Genomic DNA, 23,864 nt, shown 5'->3' on the forward strand with positions numbered 1-23,864 from the left:
GTACTTCCTCAATTAAACCAGGACGCTGCACTGGCGCAGGGCCGAGCGCAACGTTTCATGACAAGGTGTGCTCAGCCAGGTCAGCGGCAGGCGGATGCCTTCGTGCATCAGACCCATTTCAACCAAAGCCCACTTGACCGGAATCGGGTTGGCTTCGATGAACAGGTCTTTGTGCAGTGGCATCAGTTTTTCGTTGATGGCCCGCGCGGTGTCGGCGTCGCCCTTGAGCGCTGCCTCGCACAGGTCAGCCATTTCGCGCGGAGCGACGTTGGCGGTCACCGAGATGTTGCCTTTGCCGCCCAGCAGGATCAGCTCGACCGCGGTCGGATCATCGCCGGACAGCACGATGAAGTCCTTGCTCACGCCGTCGATGATCGCTTTGGCACGTTTCAGGTCGCCGGTGGCTTCCTTGATGCCGATGATGTTCGGCACGGTGGACAGGCGAATCACGGTCTCGGCCTGCATGTCGCAAGACGTGCGGCCAGGCACGTTATAAAGAATCTGTGGAATGTCGACCGCTTCAGCAATGTGCTTGAAGTGCTGGTACAGGCCTTCCTGAGTCGGCTTGTTGTAGTACGGAACGACCAGCAGGCAGGCATCGGCGCCGGCTTCTTTGGCGTTGCGGGTCAGCTCGACGGCTTCGCGGGTCGAGTTGGCGCCAGTGCCGGCGATGACCGGAATGCGCCCGGCAACCTGTTTGACCACGGCTTTGATGACGGCGATGTGTTCTTCTACATCAAGAGTTGCCGACTCGCCGGTAGTACCGACCGCGACAATGGCATGGGTGCCGTTCTTGAGATGGAAGTCCACGAGTTTGCTGAGGCTGTCCCAGTCCAGACGCCCTTGTGCATCCATGGGAGTGACCAGTGCCACCATACTGCCCGCAATCATGAAACCGCTCCTGCCGGAAAAAGAGAGCGGTAATGGTACTGGCGCCAAGATGCTTGCACAAGCGAAGTACTGCGCTGCTGCCATTCCCCTTGGCGCCGCTTTTCGCTACCCTTCAGACTTTGATCGGTACAGATCAGCTTGTACGCCGGGTTCCAGCCTCCCTTTTCGGCCTCCCAGACCCCGTTCCTGCGTCGCTACGACGCGCTCCCGCTATAGTGGAGCGAGCCGCGAGTGCGTGCCGGGGCTTTTTGACGGACCGCCTGAATGGGCAAACACAGGCACTCCCCGGCGGCCAACGTCCGTAAACCTACCGACCGCTCATCGCTTTAGGAATGCTGCATGTCCACCCCCACAGTTCGCGAACAATTCCTTGTCATCAGTGCCCTCGGCGCCAACCCCATGGAGCTGACTAACGTCCTGTGCCGCGCCAGCCATGAAAATCGCTGCGCCGTGGTTACCTCCCGCCTGACTCGCCACGGCGAGTGCAGTGCGCTGATCCTTGAGGTCTCCGGCAGCTGGGACGCCCTCGCTCGTCTGGAAGGCAGCCTGCCCGGCCTTGCCAAGAAGCACGCTTTCACCGTCAATGTGGTGCGTAGCGCGCCGCTGGAAAATCGCCCGCAAGCGTTGCCCTACGTGGCTTATGTCAGCTCGGCGTACCGCCCGGACATCATCAATGAACTGTGCCAGTTCTTCATGGATCACAACGTCGAACTGGAAAACCTGACTTGCGACACGTATCAGGCGCCTCAGACTGGCGGCACCATGCTTAACGCCACGTTCACCGTAACCCTGCCTGCCGGCACCCAGATCAGCTGGCTGCGTGACCAGTTCCTCGACTTTTCCGATGCGATGAACCTGGATGCACTGATCGAACCTTGGCGCCCACAGAACCCAATGTAAGGAAGCTTTCATGGCCGTTGTCATCGACCAACCGGTTGCGGATTTCGAAGCACCTGCCACCAGCGGGCAAACCATCAGCCTGTCAGCCCTGAAGGGCAAGCAAGTGGTGATCTACTTCTACCCGAAGGACAGCACCCCGGGCTGCACCACTGAAGGCCAGGGCTTTCGTGATCAGTACGCAGCGTTCAAGGCTGCCAACACGGAAATCTTCGGCATCTCTCGCGATAGCCTGAAGTCGCACGAGAACTTCAAGTGCAAGCAAGAGTTTCCGTTCGAGCTGATCAGCGACAAGGACGAAGCTGTCTGCCAACTGTTCGACGTGATCAAGTTGAAGAAGCTGTATGGCAAGGAATACCTGGGCGTTGATCGCAGCACGTTCCTGATCGATAAAGACGGTGTGCTGCGTCAGGAATGGCGCGGCGTGAAAGTGCCGGGGCATGTTGATGCCGTTTTGGCTGCTGCTCAGGATTTGAATAAATCCTGATGTTTTTACGTCATTTCTACTGACGCCTTCGCGAGCAGGCTCGCTCCCACACTGAACCGTGTTCGCATTGGCGACTCGACCAAATGTGGGAGCGAGCCTGCTCGCGAATGAGCCCTGAGTCCCACCAAATAATCTGGATCAACCGCTATAGAAGCGGCGCCACCACAGGCTCCTTGCGCGGCCAGGCATCCAGCACTGCCTTGAACAGCGTTGCCAGCGGGATCGCGAAGAACACGCCCCAAAATCCCCACAACCCGCCAAACAACAGCACCGCGCAGATGATTGCCACCGGGTGCAGGTTGACCGCTTCGGAGAACAGCAACGGCACCAGCACGTTGCCATCCAGCGTCTGAATGATTCCGTAGACCGCCATCAGATAGATGAACTGATCGCTCCAGCCCCACTGGAACAACGCAATCAGCAGCACCGGCACGGTCACCACCACTGCGCCGACATACGGCACCACCACCGAAACACCGACCAGCAACGCCAACAGCGCCGCATAGTTGAGCCCGAGGGCGACGAAAGCGATGTAGGTCACACCGCCACAAATCACGATTTCTATGACTTTGCCGCGAATGTAATTGGCGATCTGCCGGTTCATTTCCTGCGCGACCCGAGTGATCAACGCGCGCTCACGCGGTAAATAACCGCGCACCCACTCACCGATCATGACTCGATCCTTGAGGAAGAAGAACACCAGGATCGGTACCAGTACCAAATAGATCATGATGTTCACCAGCAGCGGCAGGCTCGACAGGGAGAACGTCAGCGCCCATTGCCCGAACTTGCCGATTTCGCCACGGGCAGCTTCGATGGCTTGCAACACTTGCTCATCGGAGACCAGATGCGGATAGCGCTCCGGCAGCAGCAACAGCAGCGATTGCCATTTGGCGAGCATGCCCGGCAGTTCGTTGAACAACGTGATCAACTGATGCCAGAGCAGCGGCAGCACCACGACGATGAACAGCATCAGCACGCCCATGAACAGTGCAAACACTAACCCTACCGCCGCGCCGCCCGGCACACGCAAGCGCTCAAGCGTCACCACCAGGCCCTGCATCAGATACGCCAGCACCATCCCGGCCAATACGGGCGCGAGCATGCCGCCGAGGGTAAGCACTGCGGTAAAGGCGAGAAACAGAAGAACCGCCAGCACCACGGCTTCTTCGTCAGAGAAATAGCGCTGAATCCAGTCGCGTAACACTTTGAACATCAATAATCCTTAGGTTTTTTTACGCTGTCGGGTCAGGCTTTTTTCAACCAGTAACGGTAAACGCCAGCGTCGTCTTCTTCGCGCAGCAGCGTATGACCGGCCAATCTGGCAAAGGTGCGGAAGTCGCGTTGCGAGCCCGCGTCGGTGGCTATTACCTTGAGCACCGCGCCACTGCCGAGCTTGTTCAGCTCCATTTTTGCCTTGAGCAACGGCAATGGGCAATTCAGGCCACTGGCATCCAGTTCCACGTCATGGGCTAAAGCGTCGGTCATTGCGTCACTCCGGTTGCGGTCAGTCGAGCGACCTAGAATATCTGGTCGCAAGCCCGGTGTCCGGCTACAGTAAGGTCTTTGTCTTCTAAGGCTTTGTGCATGACTTTTCTGCGCCCTACCCTGCTGACGCTCGCTTGCCTGCTCGCCTCACCGGGCTTTGCCGACGATCTGCCGTCACTCGGCGACGCCAGTTCTGCCATTGTCTCGCCGCAACAGGAGTATCAGCTCGGTCGCGCCTGGCTGGCCATGTTGCGCAGCCAGGTCTCACAGCTAAACGATCCGCAACTCAAGGACTACGTCGAATCCAGCGTCTACAAGCTGGTGGAGACCAGCCAGGTCACTGACCGACGCCTGGAATTCATCCTGATCAACAGCCCGCAGCTCAACGCCTTCGCAGCGCCCGGCGGTGTGGTCGGGGTCAACGGTGGCCTGTTCCTCAATGCGCAGACTGAAGGCGAATATGCTTCGGTACTTGCGCACGAACTGGCTCACTTGTCGCAACGCCACTTCGCTCGCGGCGTTGAAGCCTCGCAGCGCATGCAGGTGCCGATGATGGCCGCGCTGCTGGCCGGTATCGTCATTGCGGCGGCGGGCGGCGGCGATGCAGGCATCGCGGCCATCGCCGGCACGCAGGCGGCGGCGATTCAGTCGCAACGAACCTTCTCCCGCCAGAACGAACAGGAAGCCGACCGCATCGGCATTCTCAACCTGGAAAAGGCCGGTTACGACCCTCGCTCGATGCCGACCATGTTCGAACGGCTGATGCGCCAGTATCGTTTTGACGCCAAACCACCCGAATTCCTGCTGACTCACCCGGTGACCGAATCGCGTATCGCCGACACCCGAAACCGCGCCGAACAGACGAAACCGGGCGGGATCGAAGACACCAAGCGTTATCAATTAATCCGTGCACGCGTGCAGTTGATCTATGAAGAAACGCCAGGTCTGGGCGCCAAGCGCTTCCGTGCGCAGCTGGATGAAAATCCGAAAAACGACGTGGCACGCTACGGTCTGGCGATTGCGCAGATCAAGGGCGGTCAGTTGAACGAGGCTCGCGAGAACCTCAAGCAATTACTGGCTACGTCACCGAACGAAATCATCTACAACCTCGCCCAGGTCGACCTGGACATCACCAACAATCGCCTGCCCGATGCACAGTCGCGGGTCGACCGGATGCTCGCGCAGTATCCAGGCAACTATCCGCTGAATCAGGTGCGTGTCGACCTGCTGCTCAAGCAGAATCGCGCGGCGGATGCCGAGAAAGCGCTGGAAGGTTTGCTCAAGTCCCGCCCGGATGATCCGGACGTCTGGTATCAGGTCGCCGAAACCCGTGGTCTGTCGGGCAACATCATCGGTTTGCATCAGGCGCGCGCCGAGTACTTCGCGCTGGTTGGCGATTACCGACAGGCTATCCAGCAACTCGATTTTGCCAAGCGCAAGGCTGGCAACAACTTCCCGTTGTCATCACGGATCGATGCCCGCCAGCGCGAGCTGATGGAGCAGGAACGCATGATCAAGGACATGATGGGCTGAGTTTTATCCCGCGCAGTTAAAGCTTCATGCATAAAAAAACCGCCTCTTTCGAGGCGGTTCTTTTTTTACCTTGCCGCTGGTTTATTCAGCCAGTTTGAAGGTGATGAAGCTCGCACGACCTTGACGCAGAACACGCATCGACACCGAGCGGTTCTTCGGCAGCGCTTTGGCGATCTCGGCGAACTCCTTGGCCGAACCAATAGCCTGGTTGTTCAGGTGAGTGATGACATCACCTGGCTGCAGACCGATCAGCGCAGCAGGACCGTCCTGCACTTCCTTGATTACCACGCCACCTTTGAGGTCGAAGGTTTTCTTCTGCTCGGCGGTCAGCTCGCCCACGGCAACACCGAGGCGGTTACTGGTGCTTTCTGCGCCAGACTTCGGCAGCGCATCCAACTCTTTGTCTTCATCCGGAATCGCGCCAACCGTCAACTCGACGTTCTTGCGCTTGCCTTCACGAATCACTTCCAGATTGGCTTTCGCCCCTGCCTTCAAAGCGCCCACCAGATGCGGCAGGTCGGCAGACATGACGATCGGCTGACCGTTCATGCTCAGGATCACGTCGCCGACTTGCAGGCCACCTTTCGCGGCCGGACCGTCATCCTGGATCTGTGCAACCAGCGCACCGGCCGGTTTCTCCAGACCGAAAGATTCGGCCAGATCCTTGTTCACTTCCTGGATGACCACGCCCAACCAACCACGGCTGACTTTGCCACCGCTCTTCAGTTGGTTGGAAACGTCCATTGCCACATCGATCGGAATGGCGAACGACACGCCCATGAAACCGCCTGAACGGGTGTAGATCTGCGAGTTGATCCCGACCACTTCACCGTTCAGGTTGAACAGCGGCCCACCGGAGTTGCCCGGGTTGATCGGCACGTCGGTCTGGATGAATGGCACATAGTTTTCGTTGGGCAGACTGCGGCCGACGGCGCTGACGATACCTTGGGTCACTGTGTGGTCGAAGCCGAATGGCGAACCGATTGCCACAACCCACTGGCCGGCTTTCAGGTCCTGGGATTTGCCGAGTTTGAGCACCGGCAGATCTTTGCCTTCGATTTTCAACAGCGCCACGTCGGAACGCGGGTCGGTGCCGATCAGCTTGGCTTTCATTTCGCTGCGATCGGCCAGGCGGACGAGGATTTCGTCGGCATCGGCAATCACATGGTTGTTGGTCAGGATGTAACCATCAGGAGAGATGATGAAGCCGGAACCCAGCGATTGCGCTTCACGCTGACGACCACCGCCCGGCGAACGCTGCTGAGGTGGCATACCGCGCTCGAAGAACTCGCGCAGCATCGGCGGCAGGCCTTCCAGGTCAGGCATCTGCTGGTTCACTTTGCGATCCGGCAGTTTCTGCGTGGTACTGATGTTCACCACTGCAGGCGAAGCCTGTTCAACCAGTTGGGTGAAATCAGGCAGATCGGCCGCTTGCGCAGCCGGGATCGCCTGACCGAGCAGCAGCACGGTGGCGAAAATGGAGAGATAAGACTTCAAGCTAGGTATCGACATACAGCTCCCGTTACGACGAGCAGGTTTAAGCGATATGGAAGAAAAGTCACCGGTACCACTGATCAGGACTTTTATCCCAGGAAAAACAAACAAGGCCAGAGCCGTGAGGCTCTGACCTATAAAAAACTTTCGGGGTATTTGCAAATGAAAATGCTCAGCAAACATTTCATCTCCGTCTCGACGAAGAAATGGTAATCACTGAAATCAGCTCACTGCTTGCTGGTTGCAGCGCCATCGGTATTGCGCATCGACAGAGCAATTCGTTCGGCGGTGCCGATTGGGATCTCACCCACCACTGTGACCATCATCTCGCCCTCAGGCGTGGTCAGGCGACGGGATACGGCAACAGTCGGGCCCAGTTGAGTCCGGGTATCGGTGACGGTGGCGCCATTTAGAGGCTCAAGGAACACCGAGAATCGCGCCAGCCCATCGTCGTACATCAGGCTGTTCACCTGAGTTTTGGTGTCCGGGTCTTTGTGCGAGGTGCTGCTGGTGAGCTCGAAACCCGGCGGCAGCCACTCCGAATGCCAGACCTGAGCGGTCTTCACAGCCGACGCCTTGTCACTGTCGAGGGTGATTGGCTTGCAGTCAGCGTCTGCCAACAAGTCTTTATCCGATGGAACATCGTCGGTATCGAGGCTGGTGAACTGGAAGCGCTCAAGCAATTGCCCTTTGTCGTTCAACAGCAACGACTTCAATGGGAGGCCGGTCTGCTTGTCCAGATGCAGCTCAAAACCATAACGATGCTGGTCACGAGGCGTCAGCGAAACAATCACTGCGTCTCGCCCGGCCACGCGCGATTTGCCGATGACGGCAAGGTCATACCAGTTTTTCAACTTTCGCGGATCGAGCGGACGAGCGGCAGAGTTGGGGGAATCCCCCAGCCCGGCAATCAGGGTGCCGCTGACGCATTGAGTATGCCCATCAATGCGCACGACTTCCTGAGCCGAACCGTCGAGCTGGAGTAAACGCTCGCGGACCTGGCCATTCTGGACGCGATGCCAGATGTTATGGGTAGAAAAACTACCGTTACGCTCGTAAACGAAGGTGCCGTAAAAGCTTTGCTGCTGCTCGGCCCGGCCCAGACGGGTCAACCAGTCCTGGGCCTCGTCGGCGTGGGCTGGAACGATGAACCAGCCACTGAGCAGAAGCGAAAGTAGAGGTATGGCGCGCATGATCCTCCTTAACGGTTTTCCAGGCTTGCTGCACGCGCATAAGGAAGCGCGCTCTCAGTACCCTTCAATGCAGCCTGTTGAGCATGTTGGCGCAAGTAGCCTGGCAGACGCTGATCGTGCCAGCCTGGTTGACCTTGCAACACGCCGTTGGCCATAGGGCCAGTGGCTTCCGAGCTCTCACTATAACCTGCCAGAACAGCCGGACCTTTGACCTGTGGAGTGGCCAGGGTTGGCTGATTCGATTGCTGGGCAAGTTCAACGCCAGCGATCTCGTCCTGGTTATACAGACGCACACCGGCCAGAACGGCAACAGTGACCGAGGCTGCAACAGCCAGACGGCCGAGGTTGCGCCATGGGCTGCGAGATACTTTGGCCGGAGCCGTTTCGTCTTCCAGTGCAGCAGACACTGCCGCAGCGATATCCAGACGTGGAAGCAGCAGATCCTTGTGCATGGCTGCCCGAGCGATCTGGTAACGAGCCCAGGTCTCACGGGTTTCTACGTCGTCCAGTGCATTAATCACTCGACGCAATTCCAGTTCGTCCGCTTCGTTATCCATCACTGCGGACAGCGATTCCTGCAGGGCTTCACGACTCATGGCGTTCCTCTCTTGGCTGTCGCCGCTGTCTCAGTTTTCCTGCAACAACGGCTGCAGGGCTTTATCGATGGCCTCCCGAGCGCGGAAAATCCGGGAGCGCACGGTACCCACCGGACATTGCATGACACTCGCAATGTCCTCGTAACTCAGACCATCGAATTCACGTAAAGTTAACGCCGTACGCAAATCCTCTGGCAGTTGCTGAATGGTTCGATGGACTGTGCCTTCGATCTCATCCCGCAGCAGTGCACGTTCTGGTGACTCGAGATCCTTGAGGCCGTGATCGCCATCGTAGAACTCTGCGTCTTCGGAACTTACATCACTATCCGGCGGCCGACGGCCGCGTGAAACCAGGTAATTCTTTGCCGTGTTAATGGCAATACGGTACAGCCACGTATAAAACGCACTGTCGCCGCGAAAGTTGCCAAGCGCTCTATACGCCTTGATAAAGGCTTCCTGAGCCACGTCCTGGGCTTCATGGGTGTCGTGCACAAAACGCACGATCAACCCGAGAATTTTGTGCTGATATTTCAGCACCAGCAGATCGAAAGCTCGCTTGTCGCCACGCTGAACGCGTTCGACCAGCTGCTGATCCTCTTCCTGGGTTAGCATGAACACTCCTCGATAAGCCCGAAGGAGACTTGCATAACTAAACGACCAGACTTGCAAACATAGACTCGGGCTTTTCGCAAAAGTTCTCCCCCTTCAGGCAAGTTTCCTGCGAGCTCTGATTTGGCACGCACGAAAAACGCAGCGCGGGATAAACCGGCTGCGCGAATAATCTTGTTATCGGTTTCGCCGGCAGGAACCTCAACCACAGATTCCGCACTGAAGCCCGACACTGTCCCTTGTTTCCGGCACCGACTATTGATCTTGGGCCTTTGGCAAAAGTTCCAATTATTTATAGTCGTAGCCACCCGACATTGAGCAACCCTGGGTCGAAAAAGTCTGTTTCAGCGCCGATACAGTCGTCTTTTCCCCATACCGGCGAAAAAATCTTCCGACGAAGCGCCCGGTTTTTCCCGTCACAGTAGTTTCACAATGCCATCTGGGCTCGGCTATTGTGCCGCCCCACCCCTCTATATACTAGTGGGCTGTGTGGCTGTCTTGACTCGCCGATCCAGCGGTCCTGCACCACCCCCGACCCGGGTCGCTTTGCGCGGAATCCTGTAATGAGCCAACAATTCCAACACGATGTTCTGGTCATTGGCAGCGGTGCTGCCGGTTTGAGTCTTGCGCTGACCCTGCCGGGTCATTTGCGCATTGCCGTATTGAGCAAGGGCGATCTCGCCAACGGTTCGACTTTCTGGGCCCAGGGCGGCGTCGCTGCCGTGCTCGACGACACCGATACTGTCGAATCTCACGTCGATGACACTCTGAACGCCGGCGGCGGCCTGTGCCATGAAGACGCGGTGCGTTTTACCGTCGAGCACAGCCGCGAGGCCATTCAGTGGCTGATCGATCAAGGTGTGCCGTTCACCCGGGACGAACAGTCCGGCACTGAAGACGGCGGATTCGAGTTTCACCTGACCCGCGAAGGCGGCCACAGCCATCGGCGCATCATTCACGCCGCTGACGCTACCGGTGCGGCTATCTTCAAAACCCTGCTGGCCCAAGCCAAAGAGCGTTCAAACGTTGAGTTGCTGGAACAGCGAGTTGCCGTCGATCTGATTACCGAGCGACGTCTGGGCATGGATGGCGACCGCTGTCTCGGTGCTTACGTACTGAATCGCGCCACTGGCGAGGTCGACACCTACGGCGCACGCTTCGTTATTCTGGCTTCGGGCGGCGCCGCCAAGGTTTACCTCTATACCAGCAACCCCGATGGCGCCTGCGGTGATGGCATCGCCATGGCCTGGCGCTCCGGCTGCCGGGTGGCAAATCTGGAATTCAACCAGTTTCACCCGACCTGCCTTTACCACCCTCAAGCCAAAAGTTTCCTGATCACTGAAGCATTGCGTGGCGAAGGTGCGCACCTCAAGCTGCCGAACGGTGAACGCTTCATGTATCGCTTCGACAAGCGCGCCGAACTGGCACCGCGCGACATCGTCGCCCGCGCCATTGACCATGAAATGAAGCGCTTGGGCGTCGACTGCGTCTACCTCGACATCAGCCACAAGCCCGAAGATTTCATCAAGACGCACTTCCCCACTGTTTATGAGCGCTGCCTCGGTTTCGGCATCGACATCACTAAACAGCCGATCCCGGTCGTCCCTGCCGCGCATTACACCTGTGGCGGCGTCATGGTCGATCAACATGGCCGCACCGATGTACCGGGGCTGTACGCCATCGGCGAAACCAGTTTCACCGGCCTGCATGGCGCCAACCGCATGGCCAGCAACTCGTTACTGGAATGTTTCGTCTATGCACGCTCGGCGGCGGCGGACATTCTTGCGCAACTGGACAATGTGACCGCACCGGATGCCCTGCCCGAATGGGACGCCAGCCAGGTTACCGACTCCGACGAAGACGTGATCATTGCACACAACTGGGACGAACTGCGGCGGTTCATGTGGGACTACGTCGGCATCGTGCGCACCAATAAACGCTTGCAAAGGGCACAGCACCGCGTGCGTCTGCTGCTGGACGAAATCGACGAGTTCTACAGCAACTATAAAGTCAGTCGCGACCTGATCGAGTTGCGTAACCTCGCACAGGTCGCCGAGCTGATGATTTGTTCAGCCATGGAGCGCAAGGAAAGTCGCGGCCTGCATTACACGCTTGATTATCCAGGCCTGCTGCCCGAGGCGCTCGACACTATTCTGGTGCCGCCCACCTACGTCGGCTGAACTTGAGCCGCACTCGCAGGCGTCGGTGCAAGTCCGCCGCCTGCGCATCGCGTGGCACGCAGATCGACCTGACTCGCCATTCCCCGCGCAAGCGAAAGCGCAGCACCACGATCAGCGGCAGCGCCAGGCTGTCCGGTCGCAGTTGCGCGGCTTGCCAGCCATCAGCCTGATTCCATAGCTGCCAGCCATCGGCATCGCGACGCAATCCTCGATAGGCCTTGGGATGACTCAACAGAATCTGCCGTGGCAGCGCCCAAAAACCGTGGAGCACACAGCAGAAAGCCCCGAGCAGGCTCGCCCAGAGTGGAATCGACTGTAGAAAAAGAGAACCCAGCGCGAATGCCTGAGCCAACAGATACGCCGCCAGCAACTGCCGTGAGGCATGCCAGCGGCATTCGAAGGTATTACTTGGGCTGAACACGGTCCAGAATCATCCGAACCATGCGCTGCAGCTCAGGGTCTTCGGACTCGCTGCGCTCCATGAACCAGCCGAACATGTCCTGATCCTCGCACTCCAGCAGGCGCACGTACAAATCGCGATCCACCTTATTCAGGCCTGCATAAACCTCTTTCACAAAAGGCACCAGCAACACGTCAAGCTCAAGCATGCCGCGACGGCTGTGCCAAAAGAGGCGATTCAGTTCAACTTGTTCGACCATGGGGCCCTCCTCAAATTTGGCGGCAAGTATACAGTCCCGACGCTGCTCGCACAGTCGGCTTTGGTCGGGCACCACCGATCCTTTATCAACTACCCATTTCAACAACGCGCCCTTATGATGTGCCCCAGTCTATTTACCCTGCGATGACCCATGGCCGATTCTGCTTTTTTCTGCACCCTGTCTCATGAAGGCGTTCTCGCGGTTCGCGGCGCGGATGCCGGAAAATTCCTGCAAGGCCAATTGACCTGCAATCTCAACTACCTCAGTGACAGCCGTGCCAGCCTCGGCGCCCGTTGCACGCAAAAAGGCCGGATGCAGTCGAGTTTTCGCATTCTGCTCGAAGCTGATGGCGTGTTGCTGGCGATGGCCAGTGACCTGCTGGAGCCGCAACTGGCAGACCTGAAAAAATACGCGGTGTTCTCCAAATCGAAACTGACTGACGAAAGCGCCGCGTGGGTACGCTTCGGTCTGCAGCAGGGTGACATCGCCCTGTCCAATCTCGGCCTCGACTTGCCGGCCGAAACCGACAGTGTCGTGCGCAACGAAGGCTTGATCGCGATTCGCGTCTCGCCTGATCGCGCCGAACTCTGGGCGCCAGCCGATCAGGCTGATGCGATCAAAACCAAACTGACGGCAGCCATGCCGGAAGGCGAACTGAACCAATGGCTGCTGGGCCAGATCCGCGCCGGTATCGGCCAGGTCATGCCGAGCACCCGCGAACTGTTCATCCCGCAAATGCTCAACCTGCAAGCCGTCGGTGGCGTGAGCTTCAAGAAAGGCTGTTACACCGGCCAGGAAATCGTCGCGCGCATGCAGTACCTGGGCAAACTCAAGCGTCGTCTGTATCGCTTGAGCCTGAATACCGCCGAACTGCCTGAGCCTGGCACGCAACTGTTTGCACCCAGCCACAACAGCGCCATTGGTGAAGTGGTGCTGGCCGCCAACGCGGGGCAAACCATTGAACTCCTGGCGGTGTTGCAGGCCGAAGCTGCTGAAGCCGGTGATGTGCATCTGGGCGCTCTTGAAGGCCCGGCGCTGCAGTTGCTCGACCTGCCGTATGAACTGGATCGTGACCGCGAAATCCAGCGCTGATCGCAGCATTTGTTGCAACACCCTAGAGAGTCTAAATGAGCGAACTGGCGGAAAAAGTCCAACAGGATTTGGTTGAGGCCATCGATAACGATGACCTGGTTCTGCCCACGTTGCCGGAAGTGGCCATGCAAATTCGCAAGGCCGCTGAAGACCCGGACATCAGCGTCAGCGACCTGAGCAAAGTGATCGGCCGTGACACGGCGCTGTCGGCGCGCCTGATCAAAGTGGTCAACAGTCCGCTGCTGCGCGCGACTCAGGAAGTCACCGACCTGCACACTGCCATCACCCGGCTGGGGGTCAACTACAGCAGCAATCTGGCGATTGGTCTGGTGATGGAGCAAATCTTCCACGCCCGCTCCGAGGTGGTCGAACAGAAGATGCGCGAAGTCTGGCGCAAGAGTCTGGAAATTGCCGGCGTCAGCTATGCGTTGTGTCGGCGCTACACCCAGCTCAAGCCCGATCAGGCTGCACTGGGCGGGCTGGTGCATCAGATCGGCGTGTTGCCGATACTGACTTACGCCGAAGATCACTACGAACTGCTGTCGGATCCGGTCAGCCTGAACCACGTGATCGATCACATTCACCCGCTGCTCGGCGACAAACTGCTGCGGGTCTGGGAGTTTCCCGAACGGCTGGTGGAGTTGCCGGGGCTGTATCAGGATTTCAAACGCGACTCGGCGGAAATCGACTACGTCGATCTGGTGCAAGTGGCGAGCCTGTATTGCCACAAGGACAGCGATCATCCGTTTGCTCGCATCGATCCGCTGAGTGTTCCGGCGTTCCGAAAGCTTGGTATCGACCCCGAGAACAAGGCGTTGTGCGCGGATCTGGAAGAGTCGCGGACGATGTTTTACTGATCCAAGACCGAGGCGCGCCCTTCGCGAGCAGGCTCGCTCCCACAGGAAAATGCATTCCAGAGTGGGAGCGAGCCTGCTCGCGAAGAGGCCTGCAAGAGCACCGCAGAATCATCCGGCAATAAAACTGACCCGCACCTTCAGACCCGCCTGTTGGCCATCGTGCAAACTGATCTGCGCCAGATGCGCCCGGCAAATCTCGCCGACAATCGCCAGCCCTAACCCGGAACCCGCGACCTGCTGATTACGCCGGTAAAAACGTTCGAAGACCCGGTCGCGTTCTTCCAGCGGAATACCCGGGCCGTCGTCTTCAACCTCAAGCACCGCAGGCGCCGTCACGCGCAAAATCACATTGCCGCCCGGCGGCGTGTGCGCCAGTGCGTTATCGACCAGATTGCTCAGCAGCTCATTGAGCAATGTCGGCTCACCACGCAACCACACCGGCTCATCCGCTTCCAGCGCCAACGCCACCCCGCGCTTATGCGCCAATGGCGCCATGGCCATGCCCAGTTCCCGGGCCAATTGGCTCAGATCAAGCAGCTGCGCGCCGCCCTCGGCAATCGCCCGCGCACCATTCTCGACGCGCGCCAGCGACAGCAATTGATTGGCCAGATGGGTCAGGCGATCGGTGCTCTGCGCGGAGGATTCCAAGGTCGTGCGCCAGGTTTGCGGTTCACTCGAACGCAAGCCCAGCTCCAACCGCGCTTTCAACGCTGCCAGAGGCGTCCGCAGCTCATGCGCCGCATCGGCAATGAACTGCGCCTGCCTTTCGAACTGACCGCGCAGGCGCTCGGTGAAATGGTTGAGGCTGCGCACCAGCGGCCCAAACTCATGCTGCACTTCCACTAACGGTAACGGGCGCAAGTCATCGGGCTGACGCTCCTCCACCGCCGTGCGCAAACGCTCCAACGGGCGTAATGCTGCGCTGACCGCAAACCACACCAACAGCAACGCACCAATCGCCAGCATGCCCAAGCGCAGCAAGGTATCCGCCGCCAGACTGCGCGCCATGCTCACCCGCGCCTCGTCGGTTTCGGCCACACGGATTTCTGCCATGCCATTCATGTTGGGCTCTGTGACAGCTTTCAACAGACTGACGACGCGAACATTCTGCCCCTTGTAAGTGGCGTTATAGAAACGCGCCAGCGCCGGGTAACTGTCGGTGCGCTTGGTGCCGGGTGGTGGGCCGGGCAGGTTTTCGTAGCCGGAAATCAGCTTCTGGTGGATGTCATTGACCTGATAATAAATCCGCCCCGCGCTGTCGTAAGCGAAGGTGTCGAGGGCCACGTAAGGCACATCGGCACTGAGGCTGCCATCACGCTGCGACAAACCGGCGGCAATCGTTCGCGCCGAAGCCAGCAACGTACGGTCATACGCGGTATCGGCGGCTTCGCGGCCATTCCAGTAAGCGCTCAAGCCACTGGCGAGCATCAGCACCACCAGCAGCAGCGCGAGGTTCCACAACAACCGCCAGCGCAGGCTGCTGGGCTTATGCATCGCGGCTTTCCAGCAGATAACCGAGGCCACGGAAGGTCACGATTGCTACGGGTTGGCCATCGAGTTTCTTGCGCAAGCGGTGCACGTAGATTTCGATAGCGTCGGGGCTGGCTTCTTCATCGAGGCCGAACACCTGCGCGGCCAGTTGCTCCTTGCTCATCACCCTTCCCGGCCGGGCGATCAGGGCTTCGAGCACGGCTTGCTCGCGAGAGGTCAGCGTGAGCAATTCGTCACCGAGCGTGAATCGTCGGGTGTCGAGGTCATAGGCCAGCACACCGCAGCGCTGCTGGCGCTCGCCACCGAGCACACTGCGGCGCAGCAAGGCTTTGACCCGCGCCTCCAGTTCAGTCAGTTCGAAAGGTTTGGCGAGGTAGTCGTCGGCGCCCAGATTGAGGCCGTGCACCCGGTCTTTCACGTCACTGCGCGCGGTCAGCATCAGCACCGGCAGATTTTTTCCGCGCGCGCGCAACCGCGCCAACACCTCGAAACCGTCCATGCGCGGCAGACCAACATCGAGAATCGCCACGGCGTATTCCTCGCTGCTCAGCGCCAGGTCGGCGGCCACGCCATCGTGCAACACGTCCACGGTAAGACCGGTGCTCTTGAGCGCCTGAGCGACACTTTCGGCCAGTTGCAGATGGTCTTCGACGAGCAGAACACGCATGGATTTTTACCTCGTTAAGGGGTGGTCGACGCCACTCTTTGTCGCGGAGTTTACAGCCGCAACCGCCGCTGTGAAGCCCGAAAACCGTGAAAGTCGGCTGAAAGGTTAGCGAAAGGTTGGCCCGTTAGAGTCGGCCTACGGACAGTCCCGACTGCCGTCGCTGCTGCCACACAGCGATACGAAAAACGCCTCGAAGCGTTTTCGACCAATAAGAACAATAAACGGAGTACACCCCGCATGCCGTCCTTGCAGACCAAGGCTCTTACGCCTGTTCGTCCTTCCCGTTTCAGCCATACCGCCCTTGCCAGCGCCGCCGCCCTCGCCGGTTTTTCGCCGTTGAGTTTTGCCGACTTCATTGAAGACAGCAGCGCCACCTTCGAAACCCGCAACATGTACTTCAATCGCGACTTTCGCGATGGCACCAGCGCCCAGCAATCCAAGCGTGACGAATGGGCCCAGGGCTTCATGCTCAATTTGCAGTCGGGTTACACCGACGGCACCGTGGGGTTCGGTGTCGATGCATTGGGCATGCTCGGCGTCAAACTCGACTCGAGCCCGGACCGCACCGGCACCGGCCTGTTGCCGACCCACGATGACGGGCGCGCCGCCGACGAATACTCAAAGCTCGGCCTGACCGGCAAAGTAAAAATCTCCGCCACCGAACTGAAAATCGGCAGCCTGATTCCCGAACTGCCGATTCTCAAACCCAACGACGGGCGCATCCTCCCGCAGACCTTTGAAGGCGGCTTGCTGACCTCCAAAGAAATCAAGAACCTGACCTTCACCGGCGGCCGTCTGGAAAAAGCCAAGGATCGCGACAGCACCGATTTCGAGGACATCGCCCTCAACAACAAGAACAGCCGTTTTGCCGGCACCGCTGCCGGCAAGCACTTCGATTTTGGCGGCGTGGACTACAAGTTCACCGACAAGATCACCGGCAGTTACCACTTCGCCCAACTCGACGAAGTCTATAACCAGCACTTCTTCGGCCTGGTCGCTTCCCGGCCAATGGGCCCCGGCACTTTCGCCACCGACCTGCGTTTCGCAGTCAGTGACGATCAAGGCGCAGCCCGTGGCGGCGAGATCGACAACCGCTCACTCAACGGTCTGGTCAGCTATGCACTGAGCGGCCACAAGTTCAGCGCCGGTTATCAACACATGTCTGGCGACAGCGCCTTCCCCTATGTCGATGGCAGCGACCCGTATCTGGTCAACTTCGTGCAGATCAACGACTTCGCCGGAGCCGAAGAACGCTCCTGGCAAGCACGCTACGACTTCGACTTTGCCAAGCTCGGCATTCCAGGCCTGAGCTTCATGAGCCGCTACTTGAGCGGTGACAACATCAAGCTCAAGAACGGTGAAGAAGGCAAAGAGTGGGAGCGCAACACCGAGATCAAATATGTAGTACAAAGCGGCGCCTTGAAGGACGTTGCCGTGCGCTTGCGCAATGCCACTTACCGTTCCAATTACTCCGCCCGCGACGCCGATGAAGTGCGGTTGCTGGTGAGCTATAGCGTTGCCCTTTGGTAATGCCCAACGGTCAATGCCCGTTGGTGAACAACACGTCGAATAACAACAATGCCCGTGGAGAATCGAATGAACCTGTCACTGCGTAAAGTTGCATTAGCTGCCGGCATGATGCTGGTTGCCGGACAGTTGATGGCCGAACCGAAACGCCCGGAGTGCATCGCCCCGGCCTCGCCCGGCGGTGGTTTTGACCTGACCTGCAAACTGGCGCAAAGCGCGCTGGTCAACGAGAAGCTGCTGAGTAAACCGATGCGCGTGACCTACATGCCCGGCGGTGTCGGTGCGGTGGCCTACAACGCGGTGGTCGCTCAGCGCCCGGCCGATGCCGGCACGCTGGTAGCGTGGTCGAGCGGTTCGTTGTTGAACCTGGCGCAGGGCAAGTTCGGTCGTTTCGATGAAACCAACGTGCGCTGGTTGGCAGCAGTCAGCACCAGCTACGGTGCCATCGCGGTGAAGAGCGATTCGCCCTACAAGACCCTCGACGATCTCGTTCAGGCATTAAAGAAGGATCCTAGCTCCGTGGTCATCGGTTCCGGCGGCACCGTCGGCAGCCAGGACTGGATGCAAACCGCACTGATCGCCAAGGCCGCCGGCATCAACCCGCGTGACCTGCGCTATGTGGCGCTCGAAGGTGGCGGCGAGATCGCTACGGCCCTGCTCGGTGGCCACATTCAGGTCGGCAGCACCGACATCTCCGACTCCATGCCGCACATCCAGAGCGGCGACATGCGTCTGCTCGCGGTGTTCGCCGACAAGCGTCTCGACGAGCCGGAAATGAAAGACATCCCGACCGCCAAGGAGCAAGGCTACGACATCGTCTGGCCGGTGGTGCGCGGTTTCTATCTCGGGCCAAAAGTCAGCGACGAAGATTACGCCTGGTGGAAAGACGCCTTCGACAAACTGCTGGCCTCCGACGAGTTCGCCAAGCTGCGCGATCAGCGTGAACTGTTCCCGTTCGCCATGACCGGCCCGGAACTCGACACCTACGTGAAGAAGCAGGTCGCGGACTACAAAGTGCTGGCCAAAGAGTTCGGCCTGATCCAGTGATCGTCTCTGTCTAGCGGCTGCGTTCCCGATTGCGGGAACGCAGCACAGGAGCTCCCATGCTTATTCAACGCATTTTCGCCTCGGTGCTGTTGCTGGTCTGTGTCGGCCTGGCACTGATGGCGTGGCCGTATCAAGCGGCTTTTTCTTACGAACCGGTTGGCCCGCGCGCCTTCCCTCTGCTGATGCTCGCCCTGATGGGCACAGCGCTGCTGTACATGGTGTTCCGTCCGGCGCCGATCAAGCACAGCGAAGACGAGCCGCCACTGGATCGCGAAACCCTGAGCAAAATCGGCATCTGCGTGGTGCTGTTGCTGGTGTTCGCCGGCACCTTCGAGCCGCTGGGTTTCATCGTCGCCAGCATCGTCACCGGCATACCGATGGCGCGTCTGTATGGCGGCCGCTGGCTGCCGAGCATCGTGGTGACCACGCTGATGGCCATCGGTCTGTACCTCTTGTTCGACCGTGTGATGGACGTTCCGCTGCCCCTTGGCCTGCTCGACGTTCTGGAGAACTGATATGGATACTCTTGGCTATTTGGGCCAGGGCTTCGGCGTCGCGCTGAGTCCCTACAACCTGGTGACTGCGCTGTGCGGCACGCTGATCGGCACCGTTGTCGGGCTGTTGCCGGGCCTCGGTCCGATCAACGGTGTGGCGCTGCTGATCCCCATCGCATTTGCCCTTGGATTGCCGCCGGAATCGGCGCTGATCCTGCTGGCAGCGGTGTACCTGGGCTGCGAGTACGGCGGCCGGATCAGTTCGATCCTGCTGAACATTCCGGGCGAAGCCTCCACTGTAATGACCACCCTCGACGGCTACCCGATGGCCCGCAAAGGCCTGGCCGGTGTGGCGCTGTCGTTGTCGGCGTGGAGTTCGTTCATTGGCGCGTTCATCGCCACTTGCGGCATGGTGCTGTTCGCCCCGCTGCTGGCGAAGTGGGCGATTGCCTTTGGCCCGGCGGAATACTTCGTGCTGATGGTCTTCGCGATTGTCTGTCTCGGCGGCATGGCCGGTGATCGGCCGTTGAAAACCTTTATTGCGGCGCTGATCGGTCTGTTCCTGTCCACCGTCGGCATCGACGCCAACAGTGGCGTCTATCGGTTTACCGGCGACAACATTCATCTGACCGACGGCATTCAATTTGTCGTGCTGGTGCTGGGGCTGTTCTCGGTCAGCGAGATCCTGTTGCTGCTGGAGAAAACCCACCACGGCCAGGAAGCGGTGAAAGCCACGGGTCGGATGATGTTCAACTTCAAGGAAGCGTCTTCGGTGTTTGTGGTGAACATCCGTTGCGGCCTGCTCGGTTTTATCATGGGCGTGTTGCCGGGTGCCGGCGCAACGCTGGCCAGTGCCGTGGCCTACATGACCGAAAAACGCATCGCCGGTGCCGGTGGCAAATTCGGTGAAGGTGATGCCCGTGGCCTCGCGGCGCCGGAAACCGCTATCGGTGCTTCGGCCTGTGGCGCGCTGGTGCCCATGCTGACGCTGGGCGTTCCAGGTTCGGGCACCACGGCGGTGATGATCGGCGCGCTGTCGCTGTACAACATCACCCCGGGCCCGCTGCTGTTCCAGCAACAACCGGACATTGTCTGGGGCCTGATCGCCTCGTTGTTCATCGCCAACATCATGCTGGTCATCCTCAACATCCCTATGATCCGCATCTTTACGCGCATCCTCGCTGTGCCGAACTGGGCACTGGTGCCGGTGATCGCAATCATTACCGGGATCGGCGTCTACGCAGTGCACGCCACCACCTTCGACCTGTTCCTGATGGTCGGCATCGGCATCTTCGGTTACATCCTGCGCAAGCTCGACTTCCCGTTGTCACCGGTATTGCTGGGCTTCATCCTCGGCGGTCTGATGGAGCAGAACCTGCGTCGTGCGCTGTCGATTTCCAACGGTGCGCTGGAAATCCTCTGGTCGAGCCCGATCACCTTCGGTGTCTGGGTGCTGACCGCGCTGATGCTGGTCTTCCCGCTGATCCGCATCTGGCGCAAACGTTCGGTCGCGCGTCGCGCCCTTGCCGATGTTTGATCGCGCCTCACTTAAATCCTGGTGGGGAACCCCGCTGGTCGGTCTGCTCGGCGGTTACCTCGCCAGTCAGATCGGCTGGCCACTGCCGTGGATGGTCGGCTCGTTACTGGCGATCATCCTCGTGCGCTGCCTGACGCCGTGGCAGCTCACGGAAATCCCTGGCGGCCGCAAGTGCGGCCAGTGGATTGTCGGCATCGGCATCGGCCTGCATTTCACCCCAGGGGTGATGGAGCAGGTGCTCAGTCATTTCGGGTTGATCTTCTTCGGTGCGCTGGTCACCAGTTTGTCGGCGGTGGTCGGCGTATGGTTGATGCGGCGCACCGGTGAAGATCGCGCCACGGCATTTTTCTCCAGCATGCCTGGCGGCTCCGGGGAGATGGTCAACCTCGGCGCGCGTAACGGCGCGATGCTCAGCCACGTTGCGGCGGGGCAAAGCTTGCGTGTTCTGGTGGTGGTGCTGTGTGTACCGGCAGCGTTCAAGTATTTGCTGGGCGACGGCAATCCGATTTCTCATGCTGGCAGCGTCGATTGGCGCTGGCTGGCGATTTTGTTTCCGGCGGGTGGTTTGCTCGCGTGGCTTTGGCAGCGTTTACGGCAACCGAATCCGTGGCTGTTCGGGCCGTTGCTGGTGAGTGCGGCAGTGAGCATTGGCTGGGATCTGCACATCGGTTTGCCCAACGGCGGCAGTCAGATTGGCCAGTGGTTGATTGGCAGCGGTTTGGGGTGTCACTTCAATCGGCAGTTCTTCCGCCGGGCGCCGTCATTCATGGGCCGCACATTGATCGGCACGGCGCTGACCATGTTGATCGCGACGTTGGCGGCGTTGGGGTTGAGCGCGTTGACCCATCTGGATCTGCGTTCGCTGACGCTGGGCATGATGCCCGGCGGGATTGCCGAGATGAGTCTGACGGCGGAGACGCTGCAACTGTCGGTGCCGCTGGTGACGGCGATGCAGGTGATGCGGCTGTTGTTTGTGCTGTTTCTGGCGGAGCCGTTGTTCAAGTACTGGAATCGGAATCCCGAGTAGACCCGCGTCACTGTGGCGAGGGAGCTTGCTCCCGCTGGGCTGCGCAGCAGACCCGATTGCTGCAAACCGGTTTCTTCTGACATACCGCATTCACAGGGGTTGCGACTGCTATGCAGCCGAGCGGGAGCAAGCTCCCTCGCCACAGATAAGCTTCAGTTTTTCAAACCGGCGGCAAACGCCATTCGATCGGCGTCTCGCCATTCTGCTCGAGAAACTTGTTGGTGCGGCTGAAGTGCCCACAACCCAAAAAGCCGCGATACGCCGACAACGGCGACGGATGCACCGATGTCAGCACCAGATGCTTGGTCGCATCGATGAGCTTCTGCTTGCTCTGCGCATGCGCGCCCCAGAGCATGAACACCAGATGCGGCTGGCGCTCGCTGACCAATTCGATGATCCGATCGGTGAAGAACTGCCAGCCCTTGTCTTTATGCGCATTGGCGTTGGCGCGCTCGACGGTCATGGTGGTGTTGATCATCAAAACCCCCTGATCGGCCCAGCTCTGCAAGTAGCCATGGTTGGGAATATCGATGTTGAGGTCGCGCTTCAACTCTTTATAGATGTTGACCAGCGACGGCGGAGCCGGCACGCCCGGTTGCACCGAAAAGCACAAGCCATGCGCCTGTCCCGGGCCGTGGTACGGGTCCTGGCCGAGGATCACCACTTTCACTTTTTCCAGCGGCGTCGAGTTCAGCGCATTGAAAATCATCGGTCCCGGCGGATAGATTTCCTTGCCGGCTGCGCGCTCCTGCTGCAGAAACTGGCGCAACTCTGCCATGTAAGGCTGGTCGAATTCAGCACGCAGTGCCTCCTTCCAGCTCGGTTCGAGTTTGATACGGTCGTCAGCAGTCATGGTCATACCCGGCAAAAACAATGGGGCGAACCCTAGGAAAGCCGACCACGCTTGTCAATTGATCTGACGCAGATCCGGCACTTTCCCATACAGCGATCATACTGAACGCTCAAATTCCCGATCGAGGTCACGATGAATCTGCACTTCGAAGAACTCACCGGCACCGACGGCGCCCGCATCGGTGTCGCCAGCCTGGATGCTGAAAAGTCGCTGAATGCGCTGTCCCTGCCGATGATCAACGCCCTCGGCGACAAATTGAATGCCTGGGCCAAGGATCCACAAATCGTCTGCGTATTGCTGCGCGGTAACGGCGCCAAAGCCTTCTGCGCGGGTGGCGAGGTGCGCAGTCTGGTCGACGCCTGTCGCGCCCATCCCGGCGAAGTGCCGCCACTGGCCGCACAATTTTTCGCTGCGGAATACCGCTTGGATTACAGCCTGCACACCTACCCGAAACCGCTGATCTGTTGGGGCCATGGTTATGTGCTCGGCGGTGGCATGGGCCTGCTGCAAGGCGCGAGCACACGGATTGTCACGCCGAGCAGCCGTCTGGCGATGCCGGAAATTACCATCGGTTTGTATCCGGATGTCGGCGCCAGTTGGTTCCTGTCGCGGCTGCCGGGCAAGCTCGGATTGTTTCTCGGCCTGACGGGGGCGCACATGAACGGGCGCGATGCGATTGACCTGGATCTCGCCGACCGTTTTCTGCTCGACGAACAGCAGCCACAACTGCTCGAAGGCCTGTTGCAGTTGAACTGGCAGGAACAGACCGACATGCAACTCAACAGCCTGCTCAAGGCGCTGCAGCAAGAAGCCGTGGCGCAGATGCCCGAAGCGCAATGGTTGCCGCGCCGTCCGTTGATCGATGAGTTACTGGATGTCAGCGACGTGACCTGCGCCTGGAAAGCCATCAGCCTGCAGCGTGACAGCAGCGATCCTTTAATCGCACGCGCGGCTAAGACCATGAGCGAAGGCTCGCCACTGACTGCGCACCTGGTCTGGGAACAGATCCTCCGCGCGCGGCATATGTCTCTGGCCGAAGTTTTCCAGATGGAATACACCCTGAGCCTTAACTGCTGCCGGCATCCGGAGTTCAGCGAAGGGGTGCGAGCGCGGCTGATCGACAAGGATCAGAAGCCGCACTGGCATTGGCCGGACATCAACCATGTGCCGGATGCAGTGGTTGAGGCGCACTTTCACAAGGTCTGGGAAGGGCGGCATCCGTTGGCGGATTTGACGCAGTACTGA

The 23,864-nt window shown here is 59.3% G+C and carries 24 protein-coding genes; 12 read left to right on the forward strand and 12 right to left on the reverse strand.

Features of this window, described 5'->3' with window-relative positions; all coding sequences use genetic code 11:
• Positions 1-12: 12 nt before the first annotated feature.
• Positions 13-891 (reverse strand): 4-hydroxy-tetrahydrodipicolinate synthase, encoded by an 879-nt coding sequence (gene dapA, locus JFT91_RS28385; protein WP_093438308.1) that lies wholly within the window; start codon positions 889-891, stop codon positions 13-15.
• A 339-nt stretch (positions 892-1,230) separates the two neighbouring features.
• On the opposite strand from dapA, the gene JFT91_RS28390 reads away from it, so the two are divergent.
• Both JFT91_RS28390 and JFT91_RS28395 read left to right on the forward strand, forming a co-directional pair.
• Positions 1,231-1,791 carry a glycine cleavage system transcriptional repressor gene (locus tag JFT91_RS28390; protein WP_201148606.1) on the forward strand — a complete coding sequence of 187 codons (561 nt, stop codon included), beginning with the start codon at positions 1,231-1,233 and terminating at the stop codon, positions 1,789-1,791.
• Positions 1,792-1,801: 10 nt separating this feature from the next.
• The gene (locus JFT91_RS28395) at positions 1,802-2,275 is read left to right on the forward strand and encodes a peroxiredoxin (RefSeq protein WP_201227575.1); all 474 of its coding nucleotides are present in this window, start codon (positions 1,802-1,804) and stop codon (positions 2,273-2,275) included.
• Positions 2,276-2,420: 145 nt separating this feature from the next.
• Here JFT91_RS28395 and JFT91_RS28400 read toward each other — a convergent pair whose 3' ends face one another.
• Together JFT91_RS28400 and JFT91_RS28405 are read right to left on the reverse strand one after the other, a co-directional pair.
• Entirely contained in the window at positions 2,421-3,491 is a 1,071-nt protein-coding gene (locus tag JFT91_RS28400) for an AI-2E family transporter (protein ID WP_201148608.1), read from the reverse strand.
• Between the two features lie 32 nt (positions 3,492-3,523).
• On the reverse strand, positions 3,524-3,763 hold the full coding sequence (locus JFT91_RS28405; protein ID WP_201234551.1) for a sulfurtransferase TusA family protein: 240 nt from the start codon (positions 3,761-3,763) through the stop codon (positions 3,524-3,526).
• 99 nt (positions 3,764-3,862) lie between these two features.
• Here JFT91_RS28405 and JFT91_RS28410 point away from each other — a divergent pair, with 99 nt between their 5' ends.
• Complete coding sequence (locus JFT91_RS28410; RefSeq protein ID WP_201227576.1) at positions 3,863-5,296, forward strand: M48 family metalloprotease; 1,434 nt, start codon at positions 3,863-3,865, stop codon at positions 5,294-5,296.
• Between the two features lie 81 nt (positions 5,297-5,377).
• Here the strand turns inward: JFT91_RS28410 and JFT91_RS28415 are convergent, their stop codons facing one another.
• From JFT91_RS28415 to rpoE, 4 genes are all read right to left on the reverse strand, one after another.
• Positions 5,378-6,808, reverse strand: coding sequence for a DegQ family serine endoprotease (locus JFT91_RS28415; protein WP_201227577.1), 1,431 nt, complete (start codon positions 6,806-6,808; stop codon positions 5,378-5,380).
• Positions 6,809-7,017: 209 nt separating this feature from the next.
• The gene (locus JFT91_RS28420; RefSeq protein ID WP_201234554.1) at positions 7,018-7,983 is read right to left on the reverse strand and encodes a MucB/RseB family sigma factor regulatory protein; all 966 of its coding nucleotides are present in this window, start codon (positions 7,981-7,983) and stop codon (positions 7,018-7,020) included.
• Between the two features lie 8 nt (positions 7,984-7,991).
• Positions 7,992-8,579 carry a sigma-E factor negative regulatory protein gene (locus tag JFT91_RS28425; RefSeq protein ID WP_064388462.1) on the reverse strand — a complete coding sequence of 196 codons (588 nt, stop codon included), beginning with the start codon at positions 8,577-8,579 and terminating at the stop codon, positions 7,992-7,994.
• Positions 8,580-8,609: 30 nt separating this feature from the next.
• Complete coding sequence (gene rpoE / locus JFT91_RS28430) at positions 8,610-9,191, reverse strand: RNA polymerase sigma factor RpoE/AlgU (protein WP_003172477.1); 582 nt, start codon at positions 9,189-9,191, stop codon at positions 8,610-8,612.
• 560 nt (positions 9,192-9,751) lie between these two features.
• Between rpoE and nadB the strand changes: the two genes are divergently transcribed.
• Entirely contained in the window at positions 9,752-11,368 is a 1,617-nt protein-coding gene (nadB, locus tag JFT91_RS28435; RefSeq protein ID WP_201227579.1) for an L-aspartate oxidase, read from the forward strand.
• On the opposite strand, the gene JFT91_RS28440 is transcribed toward nadB, so the two are convergent.
• Both JFT91_RS28440 and JFT91_RS28445 read right to left on the reverse strand, forming a co-directional pair.
• Complete coding sequence (locus JFT91_RS28440; RefSeq protein WP_201234555.1) at positions 11,337-11,789, reverse strand: protein YgfX; 453 nt, start codon at positions 11,787-11,789, stop codon at positions 11,337-11,339. The two genes, nadB and JFT91_RS28440, sit on opposite strands and share 32 nt — an antisense overlap.
• Positions 11,773-12,027, reverse strand: a complete 255-nt coding sequence (locus tag JFT91_RS28445) for an FAD assembly factor SdhE (RefSeq protein WP_187680159.1) — start codon at positions 12,025-12,027, stop codon at positions 11,773-11,775. The genes JFT91_RS28440 and JFT91_RS28445 overlap by 17 nt, the downstream gene beginning before the upstream one ends.
• 150 nt (positions 12,028-12,177) lie before the next feature.
• On the opposite strand from JFT91_RS28445, the gene ygfZ reads away from it, so the two are divergent.
• Complete coding sequence (gene ygfZ / locus JFT91_RS28450) at positions 12,178-13,119, forward strand: CAF17-like 4Fe-4S cluster assembly/insertion protein YgfZ (protein WP_201234556.1); 942 nt, start codon at positions 12,178-12,180, stop codon at positions 13,117-13,119.
• 35 nt (positions 13,120-13,154) lie between these two features.
• Entirely contained in the window at positions 13,155-13,976 is an 822-nt protein-coding gene (locus tag JFT91_RS28455) for an HDOD domain-containing protein (RefSeq protein ID WP_201148615.1), read from the forward strand.
• Positions 13,977-14,084: 108 nt separating this feature from the next.
• On the opposite strand, the gene tctE is transcribed toward JFT91_RS28455, so the two are convergent.
• Together tctE and tctD are read right to left on the reverse strand one after the other, a co-directional pair.
• Positions 14,085-15,470, reverse strand: coding sequence for a two-component system sensor histidine kinase TctE (gene tctE, locus JFT91_RS28460; protein WP_201227582.1), 1,386 nt, complete (start codon positions 15,468-15,470; stop codon positions 14,085-14,087).
• Positions 15,463-16,134, reverse strand: a complete 672-nt coding sequence (tctD, locus tag JFT91_RS28465) for a two-component system response regulator TctD (RefSeq protein WP_201227583.1) — start codon at positions 16,132-16,134, stop codon at positions 15,463-15,465. Before tctD ends, tctE begins: the two co-directional genes overlap by 8 nt.
• 237 nt (positions 16,135-16,371) lie before the next feature.
• Between tctD and JFT91_RS28470 the strand changes: the two genes are divergently transcribed.
• The 5 genes from JFT91_RS28470 to JFT91_RS28490 all read left to right on the forward strand — a co-directional run bounded on the left by JFT91_RS28470 (position 16,372) and on the right by JFT91_RS28490 (position 21,766).
• Positions 16,372-17,664: an OprD family porin gene (locus tag JFT91_RS28470; protein WP_201227584.1), complete on the forward strand. Its 1,293-nt coding sequence runs from the start codon at positions 16,372-16,374 to the stop codon at positions 17,662-17,664.
• 66 nt (positions 17,665-17,730) lie between these two features.
• Positions 17,731-18,708: a Bug family tripartite tricarboxylate transporter substrate binding protein gene (locus JFT91_RS28475; protein WP_201234557.1), complete on the forward strand. Its 978-nt coding sequence runs from the start codon at positions 17,731-17,733 to the stop codon at positions 18,706-18,708.
• Between the two features lie 56 nt (positions 18,709-18,764).
• Positions 18,765-19,223, forward strand: a complete 459-nt coding sequence (locus tag JFT91_RS28480) for a tripartite tricarboxylate transporter TctB family protein (protein ID WP_201227586.1) — start codon at positions 18,765-18,767, stop codon at positions 19,221-19,223.
• Position 19,224: 1 nt separating this feature from the next.
• Positions 19,225-20,739 carry a tripartite tricarboxylate transporter permease gene (locus tag JFT91_RS28485; RefSeq protein WP_201234558.1) on the forward strand — a complete coding sequence of 505 codons (1,515 nt, stop codon included), beginning with the start codon at positions 19,225-19,227 and terminating at the stop codon, positions 20,737-20,739.
• Positions 20,732-21,766 (forward strand): AbrB family protein, encoded by a 1,035-nt coding sequence (locus tag JFT91_RS28490; RefSeq protein WP_201227588.1) that lies wholly within the window; start codon positions 20,732-20,734, stop codon positions 21,764-21,766. The genes JFT91_RS28485 and JFT91_RS28490 overlap by 8 nt, the downstream gene beginning before the upstream one ends.
• A 160-nt stretch (positions 21,767-21,926) precedes the next feature.
• On the opposite strand, the gene ung is transcribed toward JFT91_RS28490, so the two are convergent.
• A complete protein-coding gene (gene ung / locus JFT91_RS28495) occupies positions 21,927-22,619 on the reverse strand; it encodes a uracil-DNA glycosylase (RefSeq protein WP_201149748.1) in 693 nt (230 codons plus the stop codon).
• A gap of 132 nt (positions 22,620-22,751) precedes the next feature.
• On the opposite strand from ung, the gene dspII reads away from it, so the two are divergent.
• Positions 22,752-23,864, forward strand: a complete 1,113-nt coding sequence (dspII, locus tag JFT91_RS28500) for an enoyl-CoA hydratase/isomerase DspII (RefSeq protein WP_201234559.1) — start codon at positions 22,752-22,754, stop codon at positions 23,862-23,864.

The organism is Pseudomonas sp. TH08, assembly GCF_016651275.1.
GTDB lineage: Bacteria > Pseudomonadota > Gammaproteobacteria > Pseudomonadales > Pseudomonadaceae > Aquipseudomonas.